Origin of the sequence: Williamsia muralis, from assembly GCF_051487485.1 — a bacterium.
Taxonomy (GTDB): Bacteria; Actinomycetota; Actinomycetes; order Mycobacteriales; family Mycobacteriaceae; genus Williamsia; species Williamsia muralis_B.
In genome coordinates, this window is record NZ_JAHVCV010000006.1 from 82,730 (window position 1) to 103,777 (window position 21,048).

The window sequence follows — 21,048 nt, forward strand, 5'->3', positions numbered from 1 at the left end:
AACCGGCAGGTATGTTGTGTGAGCCAACCGTTGCGGTAGATTGTCAACAATCTACGAAGACGGAACGCGAGGGGGTTTGGGTGCGGTGACTCATGTCCGATGAGATCAAGAAGTCCGGCGGTGCCCGCGGTCGGGTGGCCAGGCCTCGGGTACTCGAACCCCTGGTCCAGGAGTCGACCCCGGCCATCATCGCCCGTCAACTGCGTGCAGCCATCGCCAAAGGCGACTTTCCTCCCGGCTCGCAACTGACCGAATCGGGCCTGGCGGCCGATCTGGGTGTCAGCCGCGGACCTCTGCGGGAGGCCATGCAGCGGTTGACGCAGGAAGGGCTGCTGGTCAGCTACCGGAACCGCGGACTGTTCGTGATCACGATGGACGACGACGACATCAGGGACATGTACGTCGCCCGCGCCGCGGTCGAGCGCGCCGCACTCGAACAGGTGATCCTGCGCCGCCCCGACGACGCCGTCGACGTCCTCACCGCCGCAGTTGAGGAGATGGAGCGGCACGCGGACGACCCCAACGGCCCGCAGATTGCGGACGCGGACATGGCATTTCACCACGAACTCGTAGAACTCGCAGGCAGCCCCCGGCTCTCGCGACTTCACGAGACCATTCTCGTCGAGACACGGATGTGTCTGGGGGCCATGCGAGGCACCTACGTATCCGCCGAAGAGCGTATCTCCGAACACCGCCGCATCGTTTCGGCAATCGCGCAGCGGGACACAAAATCGGCCGACGAACTGATGGTCGACCACATGCGGGACGGGTTGCGGCGAATCATCGCCGAACCGGGTGCCGTATCTCAGTTCGGTGGCGCAGCGATAACGTCGAGTCCGAACGTGCCCGTCAACCGACCGGTATCGGGAAGATAGATCGGGCTTCGGCAACCTGCCGGGGCCACCACCCTCGAGGAGGCCTGCACCGACAAACGCCTAGTCACCTGCTTTCAAAACGCGGAAGTAGCAGGAATCTGTGGGCCTCGAAGACACCAGAGCCCGACGTCTTCAGTTGAAGGGGGTATCAATGAGCCCGAACATCGCGAAATCGAATTCAGACGTTGCACCAGGATTTCCGGATCCGGATTCACCGGAAGGCAAGAAGCTCTTACGCAAGGCCATCGGCGCATCCGCCATCGGCAACGCGACCGAGTGGTACGACTACGGCGTCTACGCCGCCACCACGACCTATCTCACGCAAGCTTTCTTCCCCGGCGACCTCGGGACCATCGGCACGATGCTGGGTTTTGCGATCTCATTTGTGCTCCGACCGCTCGGCGGCATGATCTGGGGTCCGATCGGCGACCGCATCGGCCGAAAAGCCGTGCTGGCCATGACAATTCTGCTCATCTCGGGCGCCACCGCCCTCATCGGACTGCTGCCCACGCACGCAGTCGCCGGTGTGTGGGCGCCCATCCTGTTGATCGCGCTCCGGGTGGTCCAGGGATTCTCCACCGGAGGCGAATACGGCGGAGCGGCAACGTTCATGGCCGAATACGCGCCGGACAAGAAGCGCGGCCGCTACGGGAGCTTCCTCGAGTTCGGCACACTGGCCGGGTTCGTGATGGGCACCGCCATCGTGCTGCTGCTCGAACTGGCGCTCAGCGACCAACAGATGGAGACCTGGGGCTGGCGGATCCCGTTCCTGCTCGCTTTGCCACTGGGCCTGGTGGGTCTGTATCTCCGAAATCAGATGGAAGACACACCGGTCTTCAAGGAACTCGAGCAGAAGGATGAGATCGAGGGCACCGCGTGGACGCGGTTCAAGGATCTGCTCACCAACTACTGGCAGCCCATCCTGGTGATGTTCGGCCTGGTGATCGCCCTCAACGTGGCCAACTACACGTTGCTGGCGTACCAGCCGACCTACCTCAAGACCACCATCGGCATGAGCGAGACCACCGGCACCGTTGTCATCCTCATCGGAGAACTGGCGATGATGGCGTGTATCCCGTTCTTCGGTGCCTGGTCGGACAAGATCGGCCGCAAACCGATGTGGTGGGGCTCGCTGATCGGTTTGTTCGTGTTCGCCCTGCCGATGTACTGGCTGATGGGGCAGGGCTTCGGTTGGGCCATCGTCGGATTCCTGGTGCTGGGGCTGCTGTACATCCCGCAGCTGTCGACCATCTCGGCAACGTTCCCGGCCATGTTCCCCACGCAGGTGCGGTACGCCGGGTTCGCCATCTCCTACAACGTGGCCACGGCGGCGTTCGGAGGCACGGCGCCGCTGATCAACGACGCGGTCACCGAGAACGAGGGTTGGGAGTTGTTCCCGGCCGGCTACATGATGCTCGCCTGCGCGATCGGCATGATCGCGCTGCCCTTCCTGCGCGAGACGGCAGGCTTCTCGATTCGGGGCACCGAGATCCCAGGTGAGGAAACCGACGCCGAGAAGAAGTTGGTGCACAACAGCTGACGCACCACGATCGTCCCCGTGGGACGTCGTCGAGGGCAATTCGCCTTTCGGCGGCGTCCACGGGGACGATCGTGACCGGTTGCCGGTCAGAGAAGGCGCAGCGCCAGCAGTGCGTATGCCTTTGCAGCGGTCACCAATTCGTGAATCGAGACCGATTCATCCGGGCGGTGTGCCTGATCGTTGAGGCCACCAGGGCCCAGCACGATCGCGGGGATCCCGAGGTCCCGGCTGATGAAACCTCCGTCGCACGCGGCGGTCCAGCCGGTGATCTCGGTATGGCCGCCGGCGTCGCCGACGGCACGAGCGGCCTCGGTGACCAGCGGGTGGTCGGTGGCGGTCTGAAAACCCGGCATATACATCGTCACCTCCACATCCACCGTGATGCCGTCGCTGTCGATGCCCGCTTCGGTGATGGCGCCGCGTAGCCAGGAGGCCACTGCGTAGGCGTCTTCCCCTGGCATCAGCCGGCGGTCGAAGCTGACGGTGGCATGCGGCGCGACCACCGAGATGCCCTGCCCGCCTTCGATCAGCCCGGTGTTCCAGGTTCCCGAGCCCAGGAGCGGGTCAAGTGAGCGCCCAAGTCGTCGGGCGTCGGCGCGGACGAGGTCGATGATCGCGGCGGCAGCGTCGATGGCGTTGCGGCCATCTGCCGGGCGACCCGAATGTGCGGCCCTCCCCGTGACCCGGGCCTCGAGATAAGAGGCTCCGCGACAAGCGATCACGGTTTCGAGGTCGGTCGGTTCGGCGACGACGCAACCGGCGAATCGATACGATCCATCGCTCCGGGTCACAAAATCGCGGATGCCGATGCCGAGGTCTTCCTCGTCGACGGTGCAGGCCAATTGGACGGGCCCGGGTAGCTCCACCCCCGACCGCGACAAGGCCGCCATCGCGATGACCGCCGCCGCGAGACCACCCTTCATGTCGGTGGCGCCGCGACCGTAGATCCGCCCCGCGTCGACCGTGGATTCGAACGGATCGCGTGTCCATCCGTCACCGGCAGGTACCACGTCCGAATGGCCGAGGACCATGAGACCGGGTGCGTTGCCGGTGCCGGGGAGTGTCGCAGTCAGATTCGGTCGGCCCGGGGCCACCTCCCAGCTGTCGACGATGAAACCGAGTTCGTGACAGGCTTTTTGGAGTACCTGGACTGTCTGTTGCTCGGTGCCGCCGGGATTCTCGCCGCCCGCGTCGATGAGCGAGCACGTCAGTGCCACCAACTCCGGCTCGTCGATCAGCTCGAGAACAGACCGTTCGGTCATGCCGCCAGTGCCAGATCCAGTGCGGTCCGCAGCCGCTTCACACCCTCGTCGATGCGGTCGGGTGTGCTGGATGCGAAACACAGCCGCAGCGCGTTCCGGTAGTGGCCACCGGGCGACAATGCCGGGCCCGGAATGAACGCAACACCTTCTGCCAGTGCGATCTCGAACAGCTCGCGGGTGTCGATACCGGCATACTTCCCTTGCAACGTCACCCAGAGGAAGAAGCCACCCTCGGGATGTGTGGTGGCCACCTCATCGCCCAGATGTGTGTGCAGAGAGGCGATCATCGCGTCGCGACGAATTCGGTACAGGTCGCGCAGCATCACCAGATGGTCTTCCAAACCACCACGCGAGATGTACTCGGCCACGATGTGCTGGTTGGGCACGTTGGTACAAGTGTCCATCGCCTGCTTGCCGTTGATCAGCAGTTGCCGCAGCGCGGGGTCGGCGTCCACCCATCCGACGCGCCATCCCGGAGCGAGGATCTTCGAGAACGTGCGGACCGAGAACAGCAGTGGGTCATCGGGACTCAGGGTCCGGAATGTGGGGATGTCCTCGCCCGAGAACCGCAGCAGCGCGTACGGATCGTCGTCGATGATGACCGCGCCCCACTTGTGGGCCAACTCCAGCAACGCGATTCGCCGTTCCAGCGACAACGTGACGCCACTCGGGTTCTGGAAGTTGGGGATCGTGTAGATGGCCTTGGGGGTCCGGTGAGTTCGCGCGACCAGATCCGGCAGCTGGTCCACCATGAGTCCCTCGTCGTCCACCGGCACCTCGAGTAGCTGAGCCCCGTATGACAGGGCGGTGGCGCTTCCGTTGGTGTACGTGGGCGACTCGACGATCACCAGGTCGCCGGGGTCGACGAACAACTTGCAGGCCAGATCGAGTCCCTGCATGCCGCCGGTGGTGATGACCAGTCGGTCCTCGGATGCCGGATCAGGGGTACCGGCAAGGTATTTGACCAGTAGGTCGAGCAGGCGCGGCTCGCCTTCGGAAGCGCCGTAGGTGAACGACGTGTGGTCGAGGATGCTGCCGGCTATCTCGCGGAACTCGTCGGCGGGTACTGCCTCGTCGGCGGGCGAACCCATGGCGAATCGGACGATGTCGTGCTTCTGCGCCGCGAGCAGCGACGTCGACGAGTCGATCATCGACCCGACCAGATCTTTGGCCCGGCCGGCCAGCGGGAACGTGCGGCTGGAGTGGGACAGATCGGTTGCGGTCATGCGGTCACCTCTCACTTCTCATCAGGTCACTTGCGGATCAGGTCTCGCGGAAAGCTGGTGAACGTCTCGACCCCGGTCGCGCTCACCCGCACCGACTCGGACAACTCGAATCCGTAGCCGTCCATCCACATTCCACACACGATGTGGAATGTCATGTTCTCCTCGAGGATCGTCTCGTCCTCGGTCCGGATGCTGATGGTGCGCTCACCCCAGTCGGGTGGGTAGCCGATACCGATCGAATAGCCCAGTCGAGAAGGCTTTTCGAGTCCGTACTTGGCCAGGGTCCAGTTCCACGTGGAAGCGAGCTCCCGCGTCGGCACCCCCGGTGCGATGGCGTCGAGAACGTTGTTGAGGCCCTCTGCGGTGGCCCCGGCAACGTAGTCGACATCCTTGTTCACCGGGCCGAGTGACACGGTGCGGGCGAGAGGGCAGTGGTACCGGTTGTGGGCGCCCGTCAGTTCGACCACAACTGCCTCACCACCGACGAAAGTGCCTTGGTGCCAGGTGAGATGGGGCGTGTCGGCTGCTTCGCCCGTCGGCATCATCGGCACGATGGCCGGATAGTCGCCGCCGAATTGATCGGTACCGGTGATCTGGGCCTGCGAGATCGCCGCTGCCGCATCACACTGTCGCACTCCGATGTCGATGGTGTCGATGGCCGCGCGCATTGCCTCTGAGCACACCATGCCCGCCTGACGCATGAGCTGCACCTCGGCATCCGACTTGACGGACCGCACCCAGTTCACGAGCTCGAAGCAGTCCACCAGCTTCCACTCCGGAATCGCGTTGAACAGCGCCCGATACGCCTTGGGAGAGAAGAAGTGAGAGTCCATCTCCAAGCCGACGGAGCCGCCACGCGACGCCGGCGCGATCAGATGGCGCTGCCGCAAGGCGAATGCCACCCAGTCGAACGGATGCACGTGGGGCCTGTGGATGTAGCTCTCGGGATAGCCGACGATCTGCTCGTCGGGCAGCCAGGTGGTGCGATGCGCACCGCGAGCGTCCATGTCGCGCGCGAAGAACACCATGTCGCCATCCATCGGGACGAACAACATCTGCGGGGTGTAGAACGACCACGCGTTGTATCCGATGAGATAGAAGATGTTGGCCGGGTCCGTGACGATGATCGCCGACAGCCCCTGGCGGTCCATCAACTTGCGGACAGCCGCCAGCCGCTGCTCGTATTCGGCGTCGGTGAACAGCTGCGATCCGAGATACATACTGTGTCCTCACACCTTTCGGTGAATGTTCGCGGTTTGCAGGTCTGATCAGGTCCTGGGTATGGCGAGATACTTGATCTCGAGGAACTCCTCGATCCCGACCCGGCCGCCTTCGCGGCCCAATCCGGATTGTTTCACCCCACCGAAGGGTGCTGCAGGGTTGGAGACCAAACCTGTGTTGAGACCCACCATTCCGACTTCAAGTGCCGACGACATCCGCAGCCCACGATCGATGTCCTGGGTGAACAGATAGCCGACCAGGCCCCACGGTGTGTTGTTGGCCATCTCGATCACCTCCTCTTCGGTGTCATAGGGGATGACCGGTGCCACCGGCCCGAAGATCTCGGTACCCATCAGGTCTGAGCGCGGGTCGACACCAGAGAGCACCGTCGGCTGATAGAAGTAGCCGGCATCAGCACCCTCCTCACCGCCCACCACCACGGTGGCCCCTCGTTCGACGGCGTCCGACACCAGGGTGCGGACCTTGTCGACGGCCTTGCGCTCGACGAGCGGCCCCACCTGGGTGCCCTGGTCCACGCCGTTGCCGACGTTCAACGCGCCCATCCGTTCGGCCAGCTTCCTGGCGAACTCGTCGGCCACGCTGCGGTGCACGAACATCCGGTTGGCTGCCGTGCAGGCCTCACCCATGTTGCGCATCTTGGCGACCATCGCGCCGCCGACGGCCTTGTCGAGGTCGGCGTCGGGGCAGACGATGAACGGTGCGTTGCCGCCCAGTTCCATCGACGTGCGCATCACGGTCCGAGATGCCTGCTCCAGCAGCAGCTTTCCGACCTGGGTGGAACCGGTGAAGCTGACCTTGCGGGCCAGGCCGCTGTCCATCCAGGTCTCCACCACGGAACCGGGGTCGTCGGTGGTGACCACGTTCAGCACACCGGCAGGCAAGCCGGCGAGCGTGAGGATCTCGGTGAGGGCAAGTGTTGTGAGCGGGGTGAGTTCGGCAGGCTTGAACACCATGGTGCAGCCGGCTGCGATCGCAGGCCCGATCTTGCGGGTGCCCATCGCCAATGGGAAGTTCCACGGGGTGATGAGGATGCACGGTCCCACCGGCTCCTTCGTCACCAGGATGCGGTTTGCGCCGTCGCCGGTGGTGGTGTGGCCACCGTCGATCCGGACCGCCTCTTCGGAGAACCACCGGAAGAACTCTGCGCCATAGGCCACTTCGCCTCGCGCCTCGGCCAGCGGCTTGCCCATCTCGGTGGTCATGATGAGCGCCAGATCCTCCTGTCGTTCCAGGATCAGCTCGTATGCCCGGCGGAGGATGTCACTGCGTGCGCGCGGCGGTGTTGCGGCCCAGCTCTTCTGGGTGGCCGCGGCCGACTCGATGGCCGCAGCGGCATCGGCCTGTGCACCCTTGGCGACGTGGGCGATGACCTCACCGGTGGCGGGGTTCTCCACCGCGAAGGTGGCGCCGTCCGCTGCTGGCACCCACTCGCCACCGATGTACAGGCCGGTGGGCAGTGAAGCGATCAGCTCGGCTGCCCTGGTACGCCGTTCGGCGTTCTGGGCGGCGGGCGTGACGGTGGATGTCGTCATGGTCGAACCTCCTCGGTGGTCTCGGATGAATTGGCCGGGTCGAGTAGTTCGGCCAGGTGGACCGACTCGACGGCCGGCACGGTGTCGTCGGTGGCTGAGAGGTGTGAGACAGCCATCGCACAACTGAATCCGTCGGTGAGGACCGGTGTGGACTGGTCCCGGGTCCGCAGAGCTGGGGCGAGCGCCTGTTCGGCGACGCCCATGCTGACGTCGTAGTGACCTTTCTCGAAGCCGAAATTGCCTGCCACACCGCAGCATCCGTCGGCCTGCTCGACCTTGGCCGCTCCGAGTCTGCGCAGGACCCCTTGCTGCACGGTGGGCCCGAACGCCGAGTACTCGTGGCAATGGGTCTGTACAACGACGTCCGCGGGCAACGGCACGGGTGGTTCCCACCCATCGTCGAGCAGATGGCCGACCTCGTCGGCGAAACTCCGGACCCGTGAAGCAACCCGGCGGGCGACCTCGCTGTGCACCAACTCCGGGAGGTCCTTGCGCAGTGCGGCGGCGCAGCTCGGTTCGGGCACCACGATCGGCCGGTCGGTCCCGTCGTCGAGAGAAGCGGCGGTACGGGTCAGCACCTTTCGCGCGTGATCGAGTTGCCCGGTGGAGATCCAGGTGAGCGCGCAACATTGGTCAGCCGAGCAGCTCACGGTCTGGCCTCCCGACTCCAGGACCCGCGCCGCCGCAGCGGCGACGTGTGGCCGGAACGCCTTGGTGAACGAGTCGACGAACAGCACCACATCGGACGTCGGGTCGGTGCGTAGATCGGCCATCGCGGTGTGCACCTGTTTGCGGGTGGCGAAGGCGGGCATGGTGCGTCGCGGATCGAGCCCACCGGCGCGGGATGCGAGACCGGCGAGGCGGCCCGCCAGCATCCTGTTGATGACGGGGGCCAGAGCCGTTGCGGCTCCCAGCCAGGCAGGCATCCAGCCGAGCGAATAGTGCGACAGCGGTCGCAGGCGCCGCCGGTAGTAGTTGGAGAAGAACTCGGACTTGTACGTGGCCATGTCGACGCCCACCGGGCAATCGGTTGAACACGCCTTGCATGACAGACACAAATCGAGCGCTTCGCGGGAATCCTCGTCGCGCCATCCTGATTCGATGTCGGGTGCGGTGCGAACCATCTCCTGCAGCACGCGGGCCCGGCCGCGCGTGGAGTCCTTCTCGTCGCGGGTGGCGCGATAGCTGGGGCACATCACGCCACCGGAATCGGATCGGCAGCGGCCGACACCGATACACCCCTGGACGGCGTGCACGAAGGGGTCGAGGCCCGGCTGCCCATCGTCCCGGGTCCTGGGCGTGCCGAGATCGAAACTGGTGCGCCATACGCGGTTGGGCACATCGGCGAGCACAAGATTCGCATCGATGGGGTCCGGATCGACGATGCTGCCGGGGTTGAGGATGGCTGCCGGATCCCAGATCCGCTTGAAGGCACCGAAGGCCTTGATCATCTGAGGCGAGTACATCAGGGGCAACAGCTCCGAGCGGGCCCGGCCATCGCCGTGTTCACCCGACAGCGAACCCCCGTGACGCACAACGAGTTCGGCGGCGTCATGACAGAACTCTCTCATCACGGCCCGGCCTTGCGCACTGCGGAGGTCGAAGGTGATCCGGACATGCATGCACCCGGCGCCGAAGTGTCCGTACATGACACCGGTCAGGCCGTGGTGGTCGAGCAGTGCGGTGAACCCTTCCAGATAGTCGGCCAGCCTTTCGGGGGCAACGGCCGAATCCTCCCAGCCGGGCCAGGATTCGTAGCTACCGCCGTCGCCGCCGTCTTCTGGGTTCACCTGCTGCGGTGCCACCAGCCGCGAAGACAATCCGGCGCCGTCCTCCCGGATACGCCACAGCGAGACCCGTTGCTGCCGGTCGGGCACCGTCCGGCCGTCCACCAGTCGGCCGTTGGTGTAGAGCTTGTCGAGAAGGTCCTGCGCCGCCTGGGGCACGTTCGAGCTGCTCTCTTCGTCGAGATCCACGTACAGCCAGGCATTTCCCTGTGGCAGGCCCACCACGGAGTCGTCGCCTCGACGCGCTCGCATCGTCTCGACGATGCGCTCGTCGATACCTTCGATGGCCGAGGGCTTGAACTCGAGCAGGGTCGGTACGTCGCGGGCGGCGTCCACCACGTTGCGGTAGCCGAGACAGAGCAGAAGCGCACTGGTGGGCGCGGGCACGAGACGAACGGTGGCCGAGACCACGATCGCGCAGGTGCCTTCGGTGCCGACCAGGGCGCGGGCTACATCAAAGCCGTTTTCGGGCAGCAACTTACCGAGGTGGTAGCCGGACACCTGGCGTGGGATCCGGTCCATCTCGGTGCGCAGGATTGCCATGTTCGTCGCCGTCAGCTCGCGCATCGCCGCACCCAGTTGGGCCGCCCGGGCCACCGCTTCGGTGTCGGAGGGATCGGTTGCGCTCAACCCGTCACGGGATGCGGTGAGGCGCAGTCCATCGGCCGTGACGAGATTCAGGGCCTCGACGTGGTCGGTGGTGCGCCCATGGCGCACCGAGTGGTTGCCGCAGGCGTCGTTGCCGATGGCCCCGCCGAGGGTTGCCCGGGACTGGCTCGAGGGGTCCGGGGCGAAGGTCAGTTCACCGTCGGTCTGGGCCGCGACCTGGTGCTGCAGGGTGGTGAGAACCATGCCGGCCTGCGCCACCGCCGTCCTCCCGTGCGGATCAACAGAGATGAGTCTGTTCATGTGCCGGGAGAAGTCCAGCACCACGCCGGTTCCGATCGCGTTGCCGCCCATACCCGTTCCGCCACCGCGAGCGGTGAGCGTCAGGTGATGTCGGTGACAGTAGGCGGCCGCGGCGGCCACCTCGTGATCGTCTCGCGGAAAGACCACCGTGAGGGGCCTGAGCCGGTAGTTCGAGGCGTCGTAGGAGTATTCGGTGAGACGGCGGGACGAGGCGTCGGCGCTCAGCCCGAGCGCTTGTAGATCAGTGGCGACACGGGAGCCGGACAGTTCGGGGTCCATCACCCCCGCTATCCCAGTGCCGCGGTCAAGGCGGCCTCGAATCTGTTCAGACCCGTGGCCATTTCGTCTTCTGAGATCACCAGGGCGGGGATGAGGCGAACAACGTTGCCCATCGGTCCACACGTCAGCGTCAGCAGTTGCTCGGGTATGCACGCCTGCTGCACGGCGGCTGCAGTAACACTGTCAGGTGTGCCCGCATCGTCGACGAACTCGATGCCGGCCATGAGGCCGATCCCGCGGACGTTGCCGATCTGCGGGAACTTCGGAGCCAGCTCGGCAAGTCCGCGGAGCATCTGGTCGCCCCGGATGCGCGCGTTGTCGACGAGGTTCTCCTCGGCGATCACCTCGAGCGTCGCGACGCCTGCGGCCGCGGCAACCGCATTGCCGCCATATGTACCGCCCTGCGAACCCGGCCACGCCTCCGCCATCAGGTCGCGGGGTGCGGCGATGGCCGAGATCGGGAAACCGGAGGCGATGCCCTTGGCTGTGATGAGGATGTCGGGAATCAGGCCGTCGGTGTGCTGATGTCCCCAGAACTTGCCGGTGCGCCCGACGCCTGCCTGGACCTCGTCGAGGATGAGGACGATGCCGTATCGATCGGCGCGCTCGCGGAGTCCCTCGAGGAATGCCGGTGGCGTGGGCAGGTATCCGCCGTCACCCAGCACCGGTTCGATGAGGAAGGCGGCGGTGTCATTGGGCGCGACGCGTGAGGCGAACAGGTAGTCGAGTTCCCGGAGAGCGAAGTCGACTGCTGTCTGCTCGTCCCAGCCGTACCGGTAGGCGTACGGGAAGGGCGCCATGTGCACGCCGCCCATCAAGGGGGAGAAGCCTGCGGAGAACCGGGTTCCGGCGGTGGTCAGGGTCGCGGCAGCGACGGTGCGGCCGTGGAAACCGCCTTGAAAGACAACGATGTTCGGTCGTGATGTGGCCATCCGCGCCAGCCGGACCGCGGCCTCCACGGCCTCGGATCCGGAGTTGGCGTAGAACACCGAGTCGAGCCCGGTGGGCAGATGGTCGCCGAGTTTGTCGGTCAACTCGAGCAGCGGCTTGTGCATCACGGTGGTGTACTGCGCGTGAATGATCTTGCCGCATTGTTCCTGTGCTGCGGCAACGACTTTCGGATGGCAGTGCCCGGTGCTGGTGACGCCGATGCCGGTGGTGAAGTCCAGATAGTCGAGGCCGTCCGTGCCGTGGATCCACGACCCCTTCGCGTGATCGACGACAACCGGCGTGGCTTGTTTGAGGGCAGGACTGAGGGTGGCGCGGCTCATGGGTACACGGTGACGGCAGATTGATGGATTGTCAACAATTGGACAGTCGCCGACGGACGCTCCGCCGGGCTGCCCTAATCTGGGCCACATGGCAACGCCGAACACACCGCCGGTGCTCGCACTACTGGGTCGCGAGGGACTCGCCCCGCCCAGCAACCTGGAGCCGATTCGCGACATCGCGACGGTGCGTCAATGCACCACGGCGGATCTGGGTGAGGCGCTCGACGGTGCGGACGTTCTGCTGTTGTGGGACTTCTTCTCTGCCGCTCTGCGCGACAACTGGTCGGCCGCAGAGCACCTCCGGTGGGTACATGTCTGTGCAGCAGGCGTCGACGCAATGCTGTTCGATGACGTGCGCCGGTCGGACGTGACCGTCACCAACGCCCACGGGGTCTTCGACGGACCCATCGCCGAGTTTGTCCTCGGCTCGATCCTCGCCGAGGACAAGCAGCTGCACCTGTCGAAAACCCTCCAGCGGGAGAAGCGGTGGATCCGCCGTGACACCACCCGGACCGCCGGACGTTCGGTGCTTGTCATCGGTACCGGCGGGATCGGACGCGCCACCGCTCGCCTGCTGCAGGCCGCCGGCCTCCAGGTCACCGGCGCAGGTCGCACTGAACGTGCGCACGACCCGGACTTCGGTGTGGTGCGGGCCACCGCAGACCTGACTTCCTATGTCGGCGACTTCGACGTGGTGGTCGCCATCGCCCCACTCACCGCTCAGACCGCCCGCATGATCGACGCCGCGGTACTGGCCGCGATGAAACCGACCGCGCACCTGGTCAACGTGGGAAGAGGGGAGTTGGTCGACGAGACGGCGCTCATCGACGCGTTGCGCACGGGATCGATCGGAGCCGCCTCGCTCGACGTGTTCGAAACCGAGCCGCTGCCCGCCGAGAACCCGCTGTGGGAGATGGAGAACGTGCACATCTCGGCGCACATGAGCGGGGACGTGGTCGGGTGGGGCGACGAACTGGCCGGTCAGTTCCTGCTGAACCTGCAGCGCTACATCGCCGGCGAACCGCTGATGAACGTGGTCGACAAGCAGGCCGGCTACGTCAGGGCGCGCGAAAACCCCTGACAGAGGTAACAAGTCAGGCCCCGCTGTCGCTATTCACAGACGGATCTCAGACTCGGCTTCTATGTTCGGACACGTGACTGATTCCACGCCGCGTTCGACAAGGGTCGTGACGCTGTTGTGCATCGCCGGCCTGGCGGTTGCCGGCGTGGCCCTCGGTTACTGCATCCATCTCGGCGCCGAGCGCAGCGACCAGGGTCAGGCGTCGACACAGATCAAGTACGTCACCCCGAGCGAACCGCCGAGTCAGGCCGGAGTGCTCTCGGGCGAGACCACCGCCGAAGAGATCCCCGAGGCCCTCAGCACCGAACGGTCGAAGGTGGTGCTCTGCACCATCGACAAGATCAACTCCGACTCCCTCGACGTCCACACCGCCGACGGCCGCAAACAGCACTTCATCCTCAGTCCGGACACCCACGTGCAGTCCACCGAGGGCAGCTCGCTGGACGTCCTCGACGTCGGTGACCTGGTTGTCGTCCGAGTGGTGAAGGTCGATGGCACGATGACCGCCGACCTCATCGTGGACGGCCGGGTCTCCGGTTCGATCCCCGAGAACTGACGTCCTCGCGGGGCCCGCTGGGCGAGTGCGGGTCTCGGCAACCTCGCCTGCGTATCGAATCGGACGCCCCACGGTAAGCTGACCGGTGATGACTGCCGTCTACTTCCTGATCGCCGCCCTCGCGCTGGCCGGCGCCCTGGCTCTGCTGTGGCTCGACCGCAAGCGGACCACCGGGGTGCGCCGTGAACGAGCAGTGTGGGGCGATCAGCACGGGTTCAAATACCGCGACTCCGACCCGGCCCTGAAATCGGAGTTCGGGCGGGCGGCGATGGATGTGCCCGACCACATCGAGGTCCAGGATCTGGCCTACGGCAGCTACTACGGCGAAGAGACCGTCGTCTTCGACCTCGCCGAGACCGCCACCATCGTGGCCATCCGCCGGACCACCGAATCAAACGTGACAATCGATCTGCGGCACGAGAAGACTCTTGCGCCGGCCGAGGACGATGTCGAACTGCTCGGCGCGATGGGCAAGAGGGTGATGTTCTCCAGTCACCTCGATGTCGCCCGCCGCGTGTGCGATCGCCGCATGGTCGCCTTGGCCACCAACGCTCCCGACTACATCCAGATCCTCTGGAACGAGGGCGCGTGGTCGCTCGGGTCGATGCCGATCACCAACGACCCCGAACGTCTCGACGTCGCCCTGGAGACCGTTCGCCGCTTCACCGACCTGTTGCGGGTGCTGCCGCCCGTCGTCGATCCGCAGAGCACGCCGGATCCGCGGGACCCGTCGAGTCCCACCGGGCGCGCGCGTCGCGGCCTTGCCGACCCCCGTACCGAGAACATCCGCCGCGAGGATCTGCCGCGACCGCAGCGCAATCCGGGGCCGCGAACCGAATCGGGGGCCCACGCCCGCGAGGCCGGCCCGACCCGTCGCACTGAGGGATCAGGCCCGATGACCCGAAGTGCCGGGCCTGTCACACGCGGACCTGTTCCGCCCGTTCGAACGTCAGGACCGATACCGCGCCAGCCCGGTCCGCCGGGGAGCCCCCGACCCGGAGGACCACAGTGACCGTGACCGATCGTGACGGCGCCGACGCGACGCCGGTGGCGCGTGAGCGATTGGCTGAACTCGTCAAGGAAATCGCCGTGGTCCACGGCAAGGTCACGTTGTCGTCGGGCGCCGAGGCCGACTACTACGTCGACCTCCGGCGCGCGACCTTGCACCACGAGGCCTCCGCGCTGATCGGGATGCTTTTGCGGGAACTGACCGCCGACTGGGACTTCGAAGCGGCGGGTGGACTCACCCTCGGCGCCGACCCGGTGGCCACCGCGATCATGCACGCGCCCGGACGGCCGATCAACTCGTTTGTGGTGCGCAAAGCCGCGAAAGCCCATGGGATGCAACGGCAGATCGAAGGGCCCGACATCGTGGGCAAGCGCGTTCTGGTGGTCGAGGACACCACCACCACGGGCAATTCACCGCTCACCGCGGTGCGCGCCCTCCGCGACGCCGGCGCCACTGTGGTCGGGGTGGCGACAGTGGTGGACCGGGCCACCGGAGCCGACGCGATCATCGCCGCCGAAGGTGTGGAATACCGGTCGCTGCTCGGGTTGAGTGACATCGGCCTGGCCTGAGTGAGCCAGGACGAGTCCACCGCCGAGCCCGGGCCCACCGAGTGGGGCGAACCCGTGGTCGGCAAGGGTCCCTGGTCCGAGGAGTACGGCACCGAACCGCCGGCGGACCCCCGGTACGACCCGACCCTTCTCGCCGAGGGTGACCGGCGCAATGTTGTTGACGCATACCGGTATTGGACGCGCGAGGCCATCATCGCCGACCTCGACACGCGCCGCCACCCCTTCCACGTGGCCATCGAGAACTTCGGGCACGACGGCAACATCGGCACCGTGGTGCGCACCGCCAACGCTTTCACGGCCGCCGCGGTCCACATCGTCGGACGCAAACGCTGGAACCGGCGAGGCGCCATGGTCACTGACCGCTATCAGCATGTACTGCATCATGATTCGGTGAGTGCCCTGATGGAATGGGCTCGCTCGCGGTCGCTGGCCGTGGTGGCCGTGGACAACACCCCGGGGTCGGTGCCGCTCGAGACCGCGGACCTTCCGCGAGAATGTGTGCTGCTGTTCGGTCAAGAGGGACCCGGCGTGAGCGCCGACGCCCAGGCCCACGCCGACCTCACCGTCTCCATCGCTCAATTCGGTTCCACCCGTTCGATCAACGCCGGTGTCGCTGCCGGTATCGCCATGCATGCCTGGGTCAGGCAACATGCCGACCTGAAACAGGCCTGGTAGTCGCCGGCCTCAAATCTGCCGGCTTTGTGTTCAGATGCCGGCGTTGCAGTGCCTGCGTTCTGCTGAAAAGCCTGCGTACGTGTGAACAGGTCGAGTTCTCCACAGTGAAGCAGTCATCCCCAGCAACAGTTCGCGGGCAGGTGATGGGCTCAGCAGGTACCGAACGATGTCTGACCATTGCGGTGTGGAGAGCATCGACGACGTGAACCTGATCCTGCGGTCCGTGCAGATTGGTAGTGGGGCGAGCACAGATCGCGCATTGCGGACGGCTACGAGCCGCGGCGAACTCGAGCGTGTGGTCCGAGGCGCTTACTGCGAACCCCAGTCGGATCTCACCCCTGAGCAGAGCTACTTGCGGCGGGTAGTGGCCGTGGCCGGGCGGACCAGGGGCCAGAGAGTGCTGAGCCATCAATCTGCCGCCGTCCTGCACGAGGTGGACACGCTCGGCCGCGACTACGGGCAGGTCCACTTCATCGTGGACCGGGGTGCTGAACGCGGAAGATCTGTCTACCTGCACCGCGGACAGCTACTCGACGAGGACATCGTGGAGGTGGGTTCGTTCCGGGTCACGTCGATGGCTCGAACGGTCGCGGACGTGGCGTGCGCTTCCGACTTTGCCGGTGCACTGACGGTGGTGGATTGCGGACTCCGTCGCGGGGTACCGCGAGCCCAGTTGGAAGGTCTCGCGGATCGTCTCGCCGGGAGCAGAGGCATCGCCAACTTCCGTAACGCGCTCGGTCATGCCGACGAGAAAGCCGAGACCGCCGGAGAGTCCTTGAGCAGGGCGCGAATGATTGAGATGGGCGACATCCCGCTACCGCGACTCCAGCACGAGTTCTTCTCGCCGGCCGGAAGGTTCCTTGCCCGTAGCGACTTCGACTGGGACGGAAAGGTCATCGGCGAGTTCGACGGGAGAGGCAAGTACACGGCTGACGGCCAGGAAGCCGGCGCGTCCTGGCACGCCGAACGCGAACGCCACAATCGTCTGCTCCGTCACGGCTTTGTTGTCGTCCGCTGGGACTGGAAGATCCTTCAGGACCGGAGACGGTTCCGGGCACTACTCCGCGACGGCCTTCGAACGGGCGGGATCATCTGATCCAACACAGGCAGGGTTTGTCACCACACGCAGGCGCTGCAGCGCCTGCCTAGGGACACAAAGCCTGCGTTTGTGAGTTCGGGGTCAGCTCGGGGTATCGGAAGGTGCGGTGGTGGGATTTGCCACAGCATCGTCTGAGTTCTGGGAATCGCGACCGCGCCAGCGCTTGTACAGCTCGGTGATGATCGGGAGGACCGAGACGAACACGATGATCAGGAAGATGATGTCGATGTTCTTCTGGATGAACGAAATCTGGCCGAGGAAGTAGCCGAGCAGGGTGACGCCCGCACCCCAGGCGATGGCTCCGACCAAGTTGTAGGCGAGGAACGTCGAGTACTTCATCCGGGCTGCACCCGCGACGAGCGGCGCATAGGTACGGACGATGGGCACAAATCGCGCCAAGAAGATGGTGATGGGGCCGTGCTTCTCGAAGAACTCGTGCGCCTCGTCGATGTACTTCTTCTTCAACACCCGCGCATCGGGCTTGAACAGCGAATATCCGAACCGGTTGCCGAGGAAATAGCCGACCTGATCGCCGAGGAAAGCGGCGATCGGGATGGTGAGCAGCAGCACCCACAGCGGCGCGAACGGTTCGATCTCGCTCGACTTGGCGGCCACGATCAAGCCGGCCGTGAACAAGAGGGAGTCGCCGGGCAGCAGCGGGAACAGCAGACCCGACTCGATGAACACGATGAGCAGCAGCCCACCGAGCATCCAGGTCCCGAAGGAATTGAGGAGATTGATCGGGTCCAAGAACCCAGGCATCAACGCCACGTCGGTCGTTTGGGCAAGGACAGTCTCCATCACGGGACCCAAGGGTACCGGTTGTTGCCGGCCGGTCCCGCCAGGCGGCGCTGTGCCGTACGGCGGGAGGGTGCTCACCGGCGCAGACGGTCCTTGCAATACTGGTCAGCGAAGATCACCGAACCTCGGCTGGAGGCCACATGCCCATCGCAACGCCCGAACAATACGCACAGATGCTCAACGCGGCGAAAGAGGGCGGTTTCGCCTTCCCCGCGATCAACTGCACCTCGTCGGAGACCATCAACGCAGCCCTCAAAGGATTCGCGGAGGCGGGCAGCGACGGCATCATCCAGTTCTCCACAGGTGGCGCCGAGTTCGGTTCGGGTCTCGGTGTGAAGGACATGGTCACCGGTGCGGTGGCGCTGGCCGAGTTCGCGCACGTGGTGGCCGCCAAGTACGGCATCACGGTGGCCCTGCACACCGACCACTGCCCCAAGGACAAGCTGGACACCTACGTGCGTCCGCTGCTCGCCATCTCCCAGGAGCGCGTCGACGCAGGCCAGAACCCGCTGTTCCAGTCGCACATGTGGGACGGCAGCGCGGTGCCGCTGGACGAGAACCTGGAGATCGCCAAGGATCTGCTGGCCAAGGCCGCGTCCGCGAAGATCATCCTCGAGGTCGAGATCGGTGTTGTCGGCGGCGAGGAAGACGGCGTGGAGAACGAGATCAACGACAAGCTCTTCACCACCGCCGAAGACTTCGAGGCCACCATCGAGGCACTCGGTGCGGGCGACTCCGGAAGCCGCTACCTGCTGGCCGCGACCTTCGGAAACGTGCACGGCGTCTACAAACCGGGCAACGTCAAGCTGCGCCCCGAAGTGCTCAAGACCGGCCAGGACGTGGCGGTCAAGAAGCTGGGTCTGGCCGAGGGCTCCAAGCCGTTCGACTTCGTCTTCCACGGCGGCTCGGGCTCGCTCAAGAGCGAGATCGAGGAAGCCCTGAGCTACGGCGTCATCAAGATGAACGTCGACACCGACACCCAGTACGCGTTCACCCGTCCGATCGTCGGCCACATGTTCTCGAACTACGACGGCGTCCTCAAGGTCGACGGCGACGTGGGCAACAAGAAGTTCTACGACCCGCGCAGCTACATGAAGAAGGCAGAGACCTCGATGAGCGAGCGTGTGGTGGAGGCCTGCACCGACCTCAAGTCGGTCGGCAAGTCCATCAGCGCCTGACAGCCGAGACGAAGACCGGGTAAACGGTCCCGGTGGGTCAGAGCGCGATACCCACCAGGACCGCCACTCCGAGCAATATCAACGCAGCGGCCGCACACAAGACCGAGGTATCCACCCGGCGGTGCGGTCGCTGCGTTGTTGTCATCCGGGCCGGGGCGACGATCACGGGCCTCGGAGCGGCTTGGTTTTGCTCCACCGGCATCTGAGGACGCTCCCGAAAAGGAACGTCAGCCGGCGCGTGGACGCCGTATGGCGGTGGCGGCTGCCACGGACCGCGAGGCGGCTGCGGCGGTGGGGCCGCGGTGTCGTTTGGTCGAGGCGGCGCCTCGAATCCGCTACGTCGAACGGGGCCCGGGGGTCGCTGCGAACGCAAAGGGATGGTCGCCGCGTCGATTACACGGTGATGGGGAGGTGGTGACGGCCGGTCCTGCGGTGAGGGCACCGACCAAGCCTAACGCCCGAACGACCGCGAAGGTGCGGTTGTCACAGTCCGATCAGGCCTTGCAGACCTTCCACTCCCCGTCGATCTTGCTCAGTGTCAGCGCCACGTCGAGCTTCTCGTCAGGGGTGAGCGTCTTGTAGGCGATCACCTCTACGACGGCTCCGTTGCCGTCGTTGACGATCTTCGACGCTTTCACACCGTCGACGCCGACCAGTTCGTTGTTCTCTTCTTGGATCCGGTGATCCTCGGCGAACTCCTGGTCGGACATGCTCGTAAAGCGTTGCTGCGCTTCGCCGCACGTGATCTGTCGAAGAGTGATGATGTCGCCGTCGCGTAGCGCGGTGGTGTATTCGAGCGCCCGCGCAGCCGCGACGTCGGCGGGGACCTCGCTAGTTTCGTCTCCGGAGGCGACAACGGCGATGACCGCCGCGACCACCGCTGCGATCAGGACCAGTGCGGCGAGAGCGAACCACAGGCCTTTGCGCGACTTCTTGGGTCCGCCGCCGGTCCGATTCTGCTGGGCGCCACCGGCTGGCGGGATGTACTGCGGCGCAGCCGGTTCCGCTTTCCAGTCGGGCACCTTCGCGGCTGGCGAGCCCGTGTTCGAATTGGTCAACGACGACGGCGTCGTCGGCGCCGCCTTCGTGGTGATGATCCGTTCCGTCGGTTCGTCGGTGACCCCGGCAGGGGCCGCAGCTGCAGCCATCACCTCCGTCTCGTTCTCGTCGGCGGGTGATCCGACGGGCTCGTCCTTCGCCGTCGAGTCGGATTGTGACGCCGGTGATTTCGACGTGGAAACGGCCGGGACAGCGGCAAATTGGGCGGTCACGGCCTCGCTGGGCGCTGGGGCGGGGTCGCCGCCGGGTTGTTCCCCAGCAGTGTCCTGAGGCGGTGCCTTCTCGTCCGCTACCGACTTCTCATCTGTGTCGGTCTGCTCGTCTGCCGACACGGCCTCGGCTTCGGCTTCGGCTTCGGCTTCGGCTTCGGCGTGATCAGGCGTCGCCGCCTCCGGTTCAACGGGAGGTTCGGCCGTCTGACTGTCAGCTGTCTGATCGGCAACCGGCTCATCGACAACCGGTTCATCGGTGTGCGGATCGACCGCCGGTGCGCTGATGTCCTTCGCATCGGCAGACTGCTCGTCGTCACCGGACGTATCGGCGGGCTCGTCCGATGCGGTGGTCGGGTCTTCAGCGGTGGGCTGGTCCTCTGCGGGGGCCGGGACTTCGACGTCGTCCTCGGCCTCTGCCGATTCGACGGCCGGGTCGGAGCTCTCGGTGCCCTCGGCGGCCGGTGCCTCGTTGACCACGGCGTCGACCACCGGATCCTGGCTTGCTGTTTCGGCGGTGTCCGGGGTGGGGGAGTCTTCACCTGCGGCGTCGGCACGGTCGTCCGCCGCGGTGTCAGTGTCCGGCCCGGCAGCGGATTCGGCAGGGGATGTCGCGCGCTCGACAGGAACGGCGCCGGTGTCCGATGCCGGCTCCGGTGTTGCGCTCGTCGGTTCGGTCACCGGACTGTCGGTCGAATCGTTCACAGCCCCCTGTGTTGATTCGCCGTCGGACTTTCCTTGCGGCACCAGACCCCCCGGTTCTTGCTGCCCCGCAGGAGATGTTGTGGATGCACCGGGGCGTCGTGCTGCTTCGGCCCCGCTACCCGATTTTCCTTCGCGAAGCTTACGAACTGCCGAAAAGGCCCTCCGTACAACAGAATTGCCTTCA

Annotated in this window: 18 protein-coding genes; 9 read left to right on the plus strand and 9 right to left on the minus strand. The window is 65.5% G+C overall.

All coding sequences use genetic code 11. The features are described 5' to 3' along the window. Positions 1-92: 92 nt before the first annotated feature. The gene (locus KXR83_RS17575) at positions 93-875 is read left to right on the plus strand and encodes a GntR family transcriptional regulator (RefSeq protein ID WP_023955585.1); all 783 of its coding nucleotides are present in this window, start codon (positions 93-95) and stop codon (positions 873-875) included. Positions 876-1,026: 151 nt separating this feature from the next. Then, on the plus strand, positions 1,027-2,415 hold the full coding sequence (locus tag KXR83_RS17580) for an MFS transporter (protein WP_437425919.1): 1,389 nt from the start codon (positions 1,027-1,029) through the stop codon (positions 2,413-2,415). 86 nt (positions 2,416-2,501) lie between these two features. Here KXR83_RS17580 and KXR83_RS17585 read toward each other — a convergent pair whose 3' ends face one another. The 6 genes from KXR83_RS17585 to KXR83_RS17610 are packed head-to-tail and all read right to left on the minus strand — an operon-like array spanning position 2,502 to position 11,923. Continuing rightward, a complete protein-coding gene (locus KXR83_RS17585) occupies positions 2,502-3,677 on the minus strand; it encodes a M20 family metallopeptidase (protein ID WP_437425920.1) in 1,176 nt (391 codons plus the stop codon). After that, complete coding sequence (locus tag KXR83_RS17590; RefSeq protein ID WP_030172374.1) at positions 3,674-4,903, minus strand: PLP-dependent aminotransferase family protein; 1,230 nt, start codon at positions 4,901-4,903, stop codon at positions 3,674-3,676. Before KXR83_RS17590 ends, KXR83_RS17585 begins: the two co-directional genes overlap by 4 nt. Before the next feature lie 26 nt (positions 4,904-4,929). Continuing rightward, positions 4,930-6,123 carry a M24 family metallopeptidase gene (locus KXR83_RS17595; RefSeq protein ID WP_030172377.1) on the minus strand — a complete coding sequence of 398 codons (1,194 nt, stop codon included), beginning with the start codon at positions 6,121-6,123 and terminating at the stop codon, positions 4,930-4,932. A 48-nt stretch (positions 6,124-6,171) separates the two neighbouring features. After that, on the minus strand, positions 6,172-7,677 hold the full coding sequence (locus KXR83_RS17600) for an NAD-dependent succinate-semialdehyde dehydrogenase (protein WP_437425921.1): 1,506 nt from the start codon (positions 7,675-7,677) through the stop codon (positions 6,172-6,174). Continuing rightward, the gene (locus tag KXR83_RS17605; RefSeq protein ID WP_437425922.1) at positions 7,674-10,652 is read right to left on the minus strand and encodes an FAD-binding and (Fe-S)-binding domain-containing protein; all 2,979 of its coding nucleotides are present in this window, start codon (positions 10,650-10,652) and stop codon (positions 7,674-7,676) included. Before KXR83_RS17605 ends, KXR83_RS17600 begins: the two co-directional genes overlap by 4 nt. Before the next feature lie 8 nt (positions 10,653-10,660). After that, positions 10,661-11,923: an aspartate aminotransferase family protein gene (locus KXR83_RS17610; RefSeq protein WP_437425923.1), complete on the minus strand. Its 1,263-nt coding sequence runs from the start codon at positions 11,921-11,923 to the stop codon at positions 10,661-10,663. Positions 11,924-12,011: 88 nt separating this feature from the next. Between KXR83_RS17610 and KXR83_RS17615 the strand changes: the two genes are divergently transcribed. The 6 genes from KXR83_RS17615 (at position 12,012) to KXR83_RS17640 (ending at position 16,909) form a co-directional block, all read left to right on the plus strand. Then, complete coding sequence (locus KXR83_RS17615; RefSeq protein ID WP_437425924.1) at positions 12,012-13,004, plus strand: D-2-hydroxyacid dehydrogenase; 993 nt, start codon at positions 12,012-12,014, stop codon at positions 13,002-13,004. Between the two features lie 73 nt (positions 13,005-13,077). After that, complete coding sequence (locus tag KXR83_RS17620; protein WP_437425925.1) at positions 13,078-13,560, plus strand: hypothetical protein; 483 nt, start codon at positions 13,078-13,080, stop codon at positions 13,558-13,560. Positions 13,561-13,648: 88 nt separating this feature from the next. Then, positions 13,649-14,572, plus strand: coding sequence for a hypothetical protein (locus tag KXR83_RS17625; protein WP_437425926.1), 924 nt, complete (start codon positions 13,649-13,651; stop codon positions 14,570-14,572). Between the two features lie 2 nt (positions 14,573-14,574). Further along, on the plus strand, positions 14,575-15,138 hold the full coding sequence (pyrE, locus tag KXR83_RS17630; RefSeq protein ID WP_223249282.1) for an orotate phosphoribosyltransferase: 564 nt from the start codon (positions 14,575-14,577) through the stop codon (positions 15,136-15,138). Then, positions 15,139-15,813, plus strand: coding sequence for a TrmH family RNA methyltransferase (locus KXR83_RS17635; protein ID WP_437425927.1), 675 nt, complete (start codon positions 15,139-15,141; stop codon positions 15,811-15,813). 184 nt (positions 15,814-15,997) lie between these two features. Next, positions 15,998-16,909 carry a type IV toxin-antitoxin system AbiEi family antitoxin domain-containing protein gene (locus tag KXR83_RS17640; RefSeq protein WP_437425928.1) on the plus strand — a complete coding sequence of 304 codons (912 nt, stop codon included), beginning with the start codon at positions 15,998-16,000 and terminating at the stop codon, positions 16,907-16,909. 84 nt (positions 16,910-16,993) lie between these two features. On the opposite strand, the gene KXR83_RS17645 is transcribed toward KXR83_RS17640, so the two are convergent. Next, positions 16,994-17,713 (minus strand): VTT domain-containing protein, encoded by a 720-nt coding sequence (locus tag KXR83_RS17645; RefSeq protein ID WP_437426110.1) that lies wholly within the window; start codon positions 17,711-17,713, stop codon positions 16,994-16,996. A gap of 140 nt (positions 17,714-17,853) precedes the next feature. On the opposite strand from KXR83_RS17645, the gene fbaA reads away from it, so the two are divergent. Further along, positions 17,854-18,891 (plus strand): class II fructose-bisphosphate aldolase, encoded by a 1,038-nt coding sequence (gene fbaA / locus KXR83_RS17650; protein WP_317712122.1) that lies wholly within the window; start codon positions 17,854-17,856, stop codon positions 18,889-18,891. 37 nt (positions 18,892-18,928) lie between these two features. Here the strand turns inward: fbaA and KXR83_RS17655 are convergent, their stop codons facing one another. Beyond that, entirely contained in the window at positions 18,929-19,093 is a 165-nt protein-coding gene (locus tag KXR83_RS17655; RefSeq protein ID WP_317712121.1) for a hypothetical protein, read from the minus strand. Positions 19,094-19,385: 292 nt separating this feature from the next. Further along, on the minus strand, positions 19,386-20,864 hold the full coding sequence (locus KXR83_RS17660; RefSeq protein WP_437425929.1) for an Rv0361 family membrane protein: 1,479 nt from the start codon (positions 20,862-20,864) through the stop codon (positions 19,386-19,388). Positions 20,865-21,048 lie beyond the last annotated feature (184 nt).

Bases quoted from the DNA above. Each gene is read 5' to 3' on its own strand.
- KXR83_RS17575 (WP_023955585.1), top strand. From the start codon at position 93: ATGTCCGATGAGATCAAGAAGTCCGGCGGTGCCCGCGGTCGGGTGGCC.
- KXR83_RS17580 (WP_437425919.1), top strand. From the start codon at position 1,027: ATGAGCCCGAACATCGCGAAATCGAATTCAGACGTTGCACCAGGATTT.
- KXR83_RS17585 (WP_437425920.1), bottom strand. From the start codon at position 3,677: ATGACCGAACGGTCTGTTCTCGAGCTGATCGACGAGCCGGAGTTGGTG.
- KXR83_RS17590 (WP_030172374.1), bottom strand. From the start codon at position 4,903: ATGACCGCAACCGATCTGTCCCACTCCAGCCGCACGTTCCCGCTGGCC.
- KXR83_RS17595 (WP_030172377.1), bottom strand. From the start codon at position 6,123: ATGTATCTCGGATCGCAGCTGTTCACCGACGCCGAATACGAGCAGCGG.
- KXR83_RS17600 (WP_437425921.1), bottom strand. From the start codon at position 7,677: ATGACGACATCCACCGTCACGCCCGCCGCCCAGAACGCCGAACGGCGT.
- KXR83_RS17605 (WP_437425922.1), bottom strand. From the start codon at position 10,652: ATGGACCCCGAACTGTCCGGCTCCCGTGTCGCCACTGATCTACAAGCG.
- KXR83_RS17610 (WP_437425923.1), bottom strand. From the start codon at position 11,923: ATGAGCCGCGCCACCCTCAGTCCTGCCCTCAAACAAGCCACGCCGGTT.
- KXR83_RS17615 (WP_437425924.1), top strand. From the start codon at position 12,012: ATGGCAACGCCGAACACACCGCCGGTGCTCGCACTACTGGGTCGCGAG.
- KXR83_RS17625 (WP_437425926.1), top strand. From the start codon at position 13,649: ATGACTGCCGTCTACTTCCTGATCGCCGCCCTCGCGCTGGCCGGCGCC.
- KXR83_RS17645 (WP_437426110.1), bottom strand. From the start codon at position 17,713: ATGGAGACTGTCCTTGCCCAAACGACCGACGTGGCGTTGATGCCTGGG.
- fbaA (WP_317712122.1), top strand. From the start codon at position 17,854: ATGCCCATCGCAACGCCCGAACAATACGCACAGATGCTCAACGCGGCG.
- KXR83_RS17655 (WP_317712121.1), bottom strand. From the start codon at position 19,093: ATGCCGGTGGAGCAAAACCAAGCCGCTCCGAGGCCCGTGATCGTCGCC.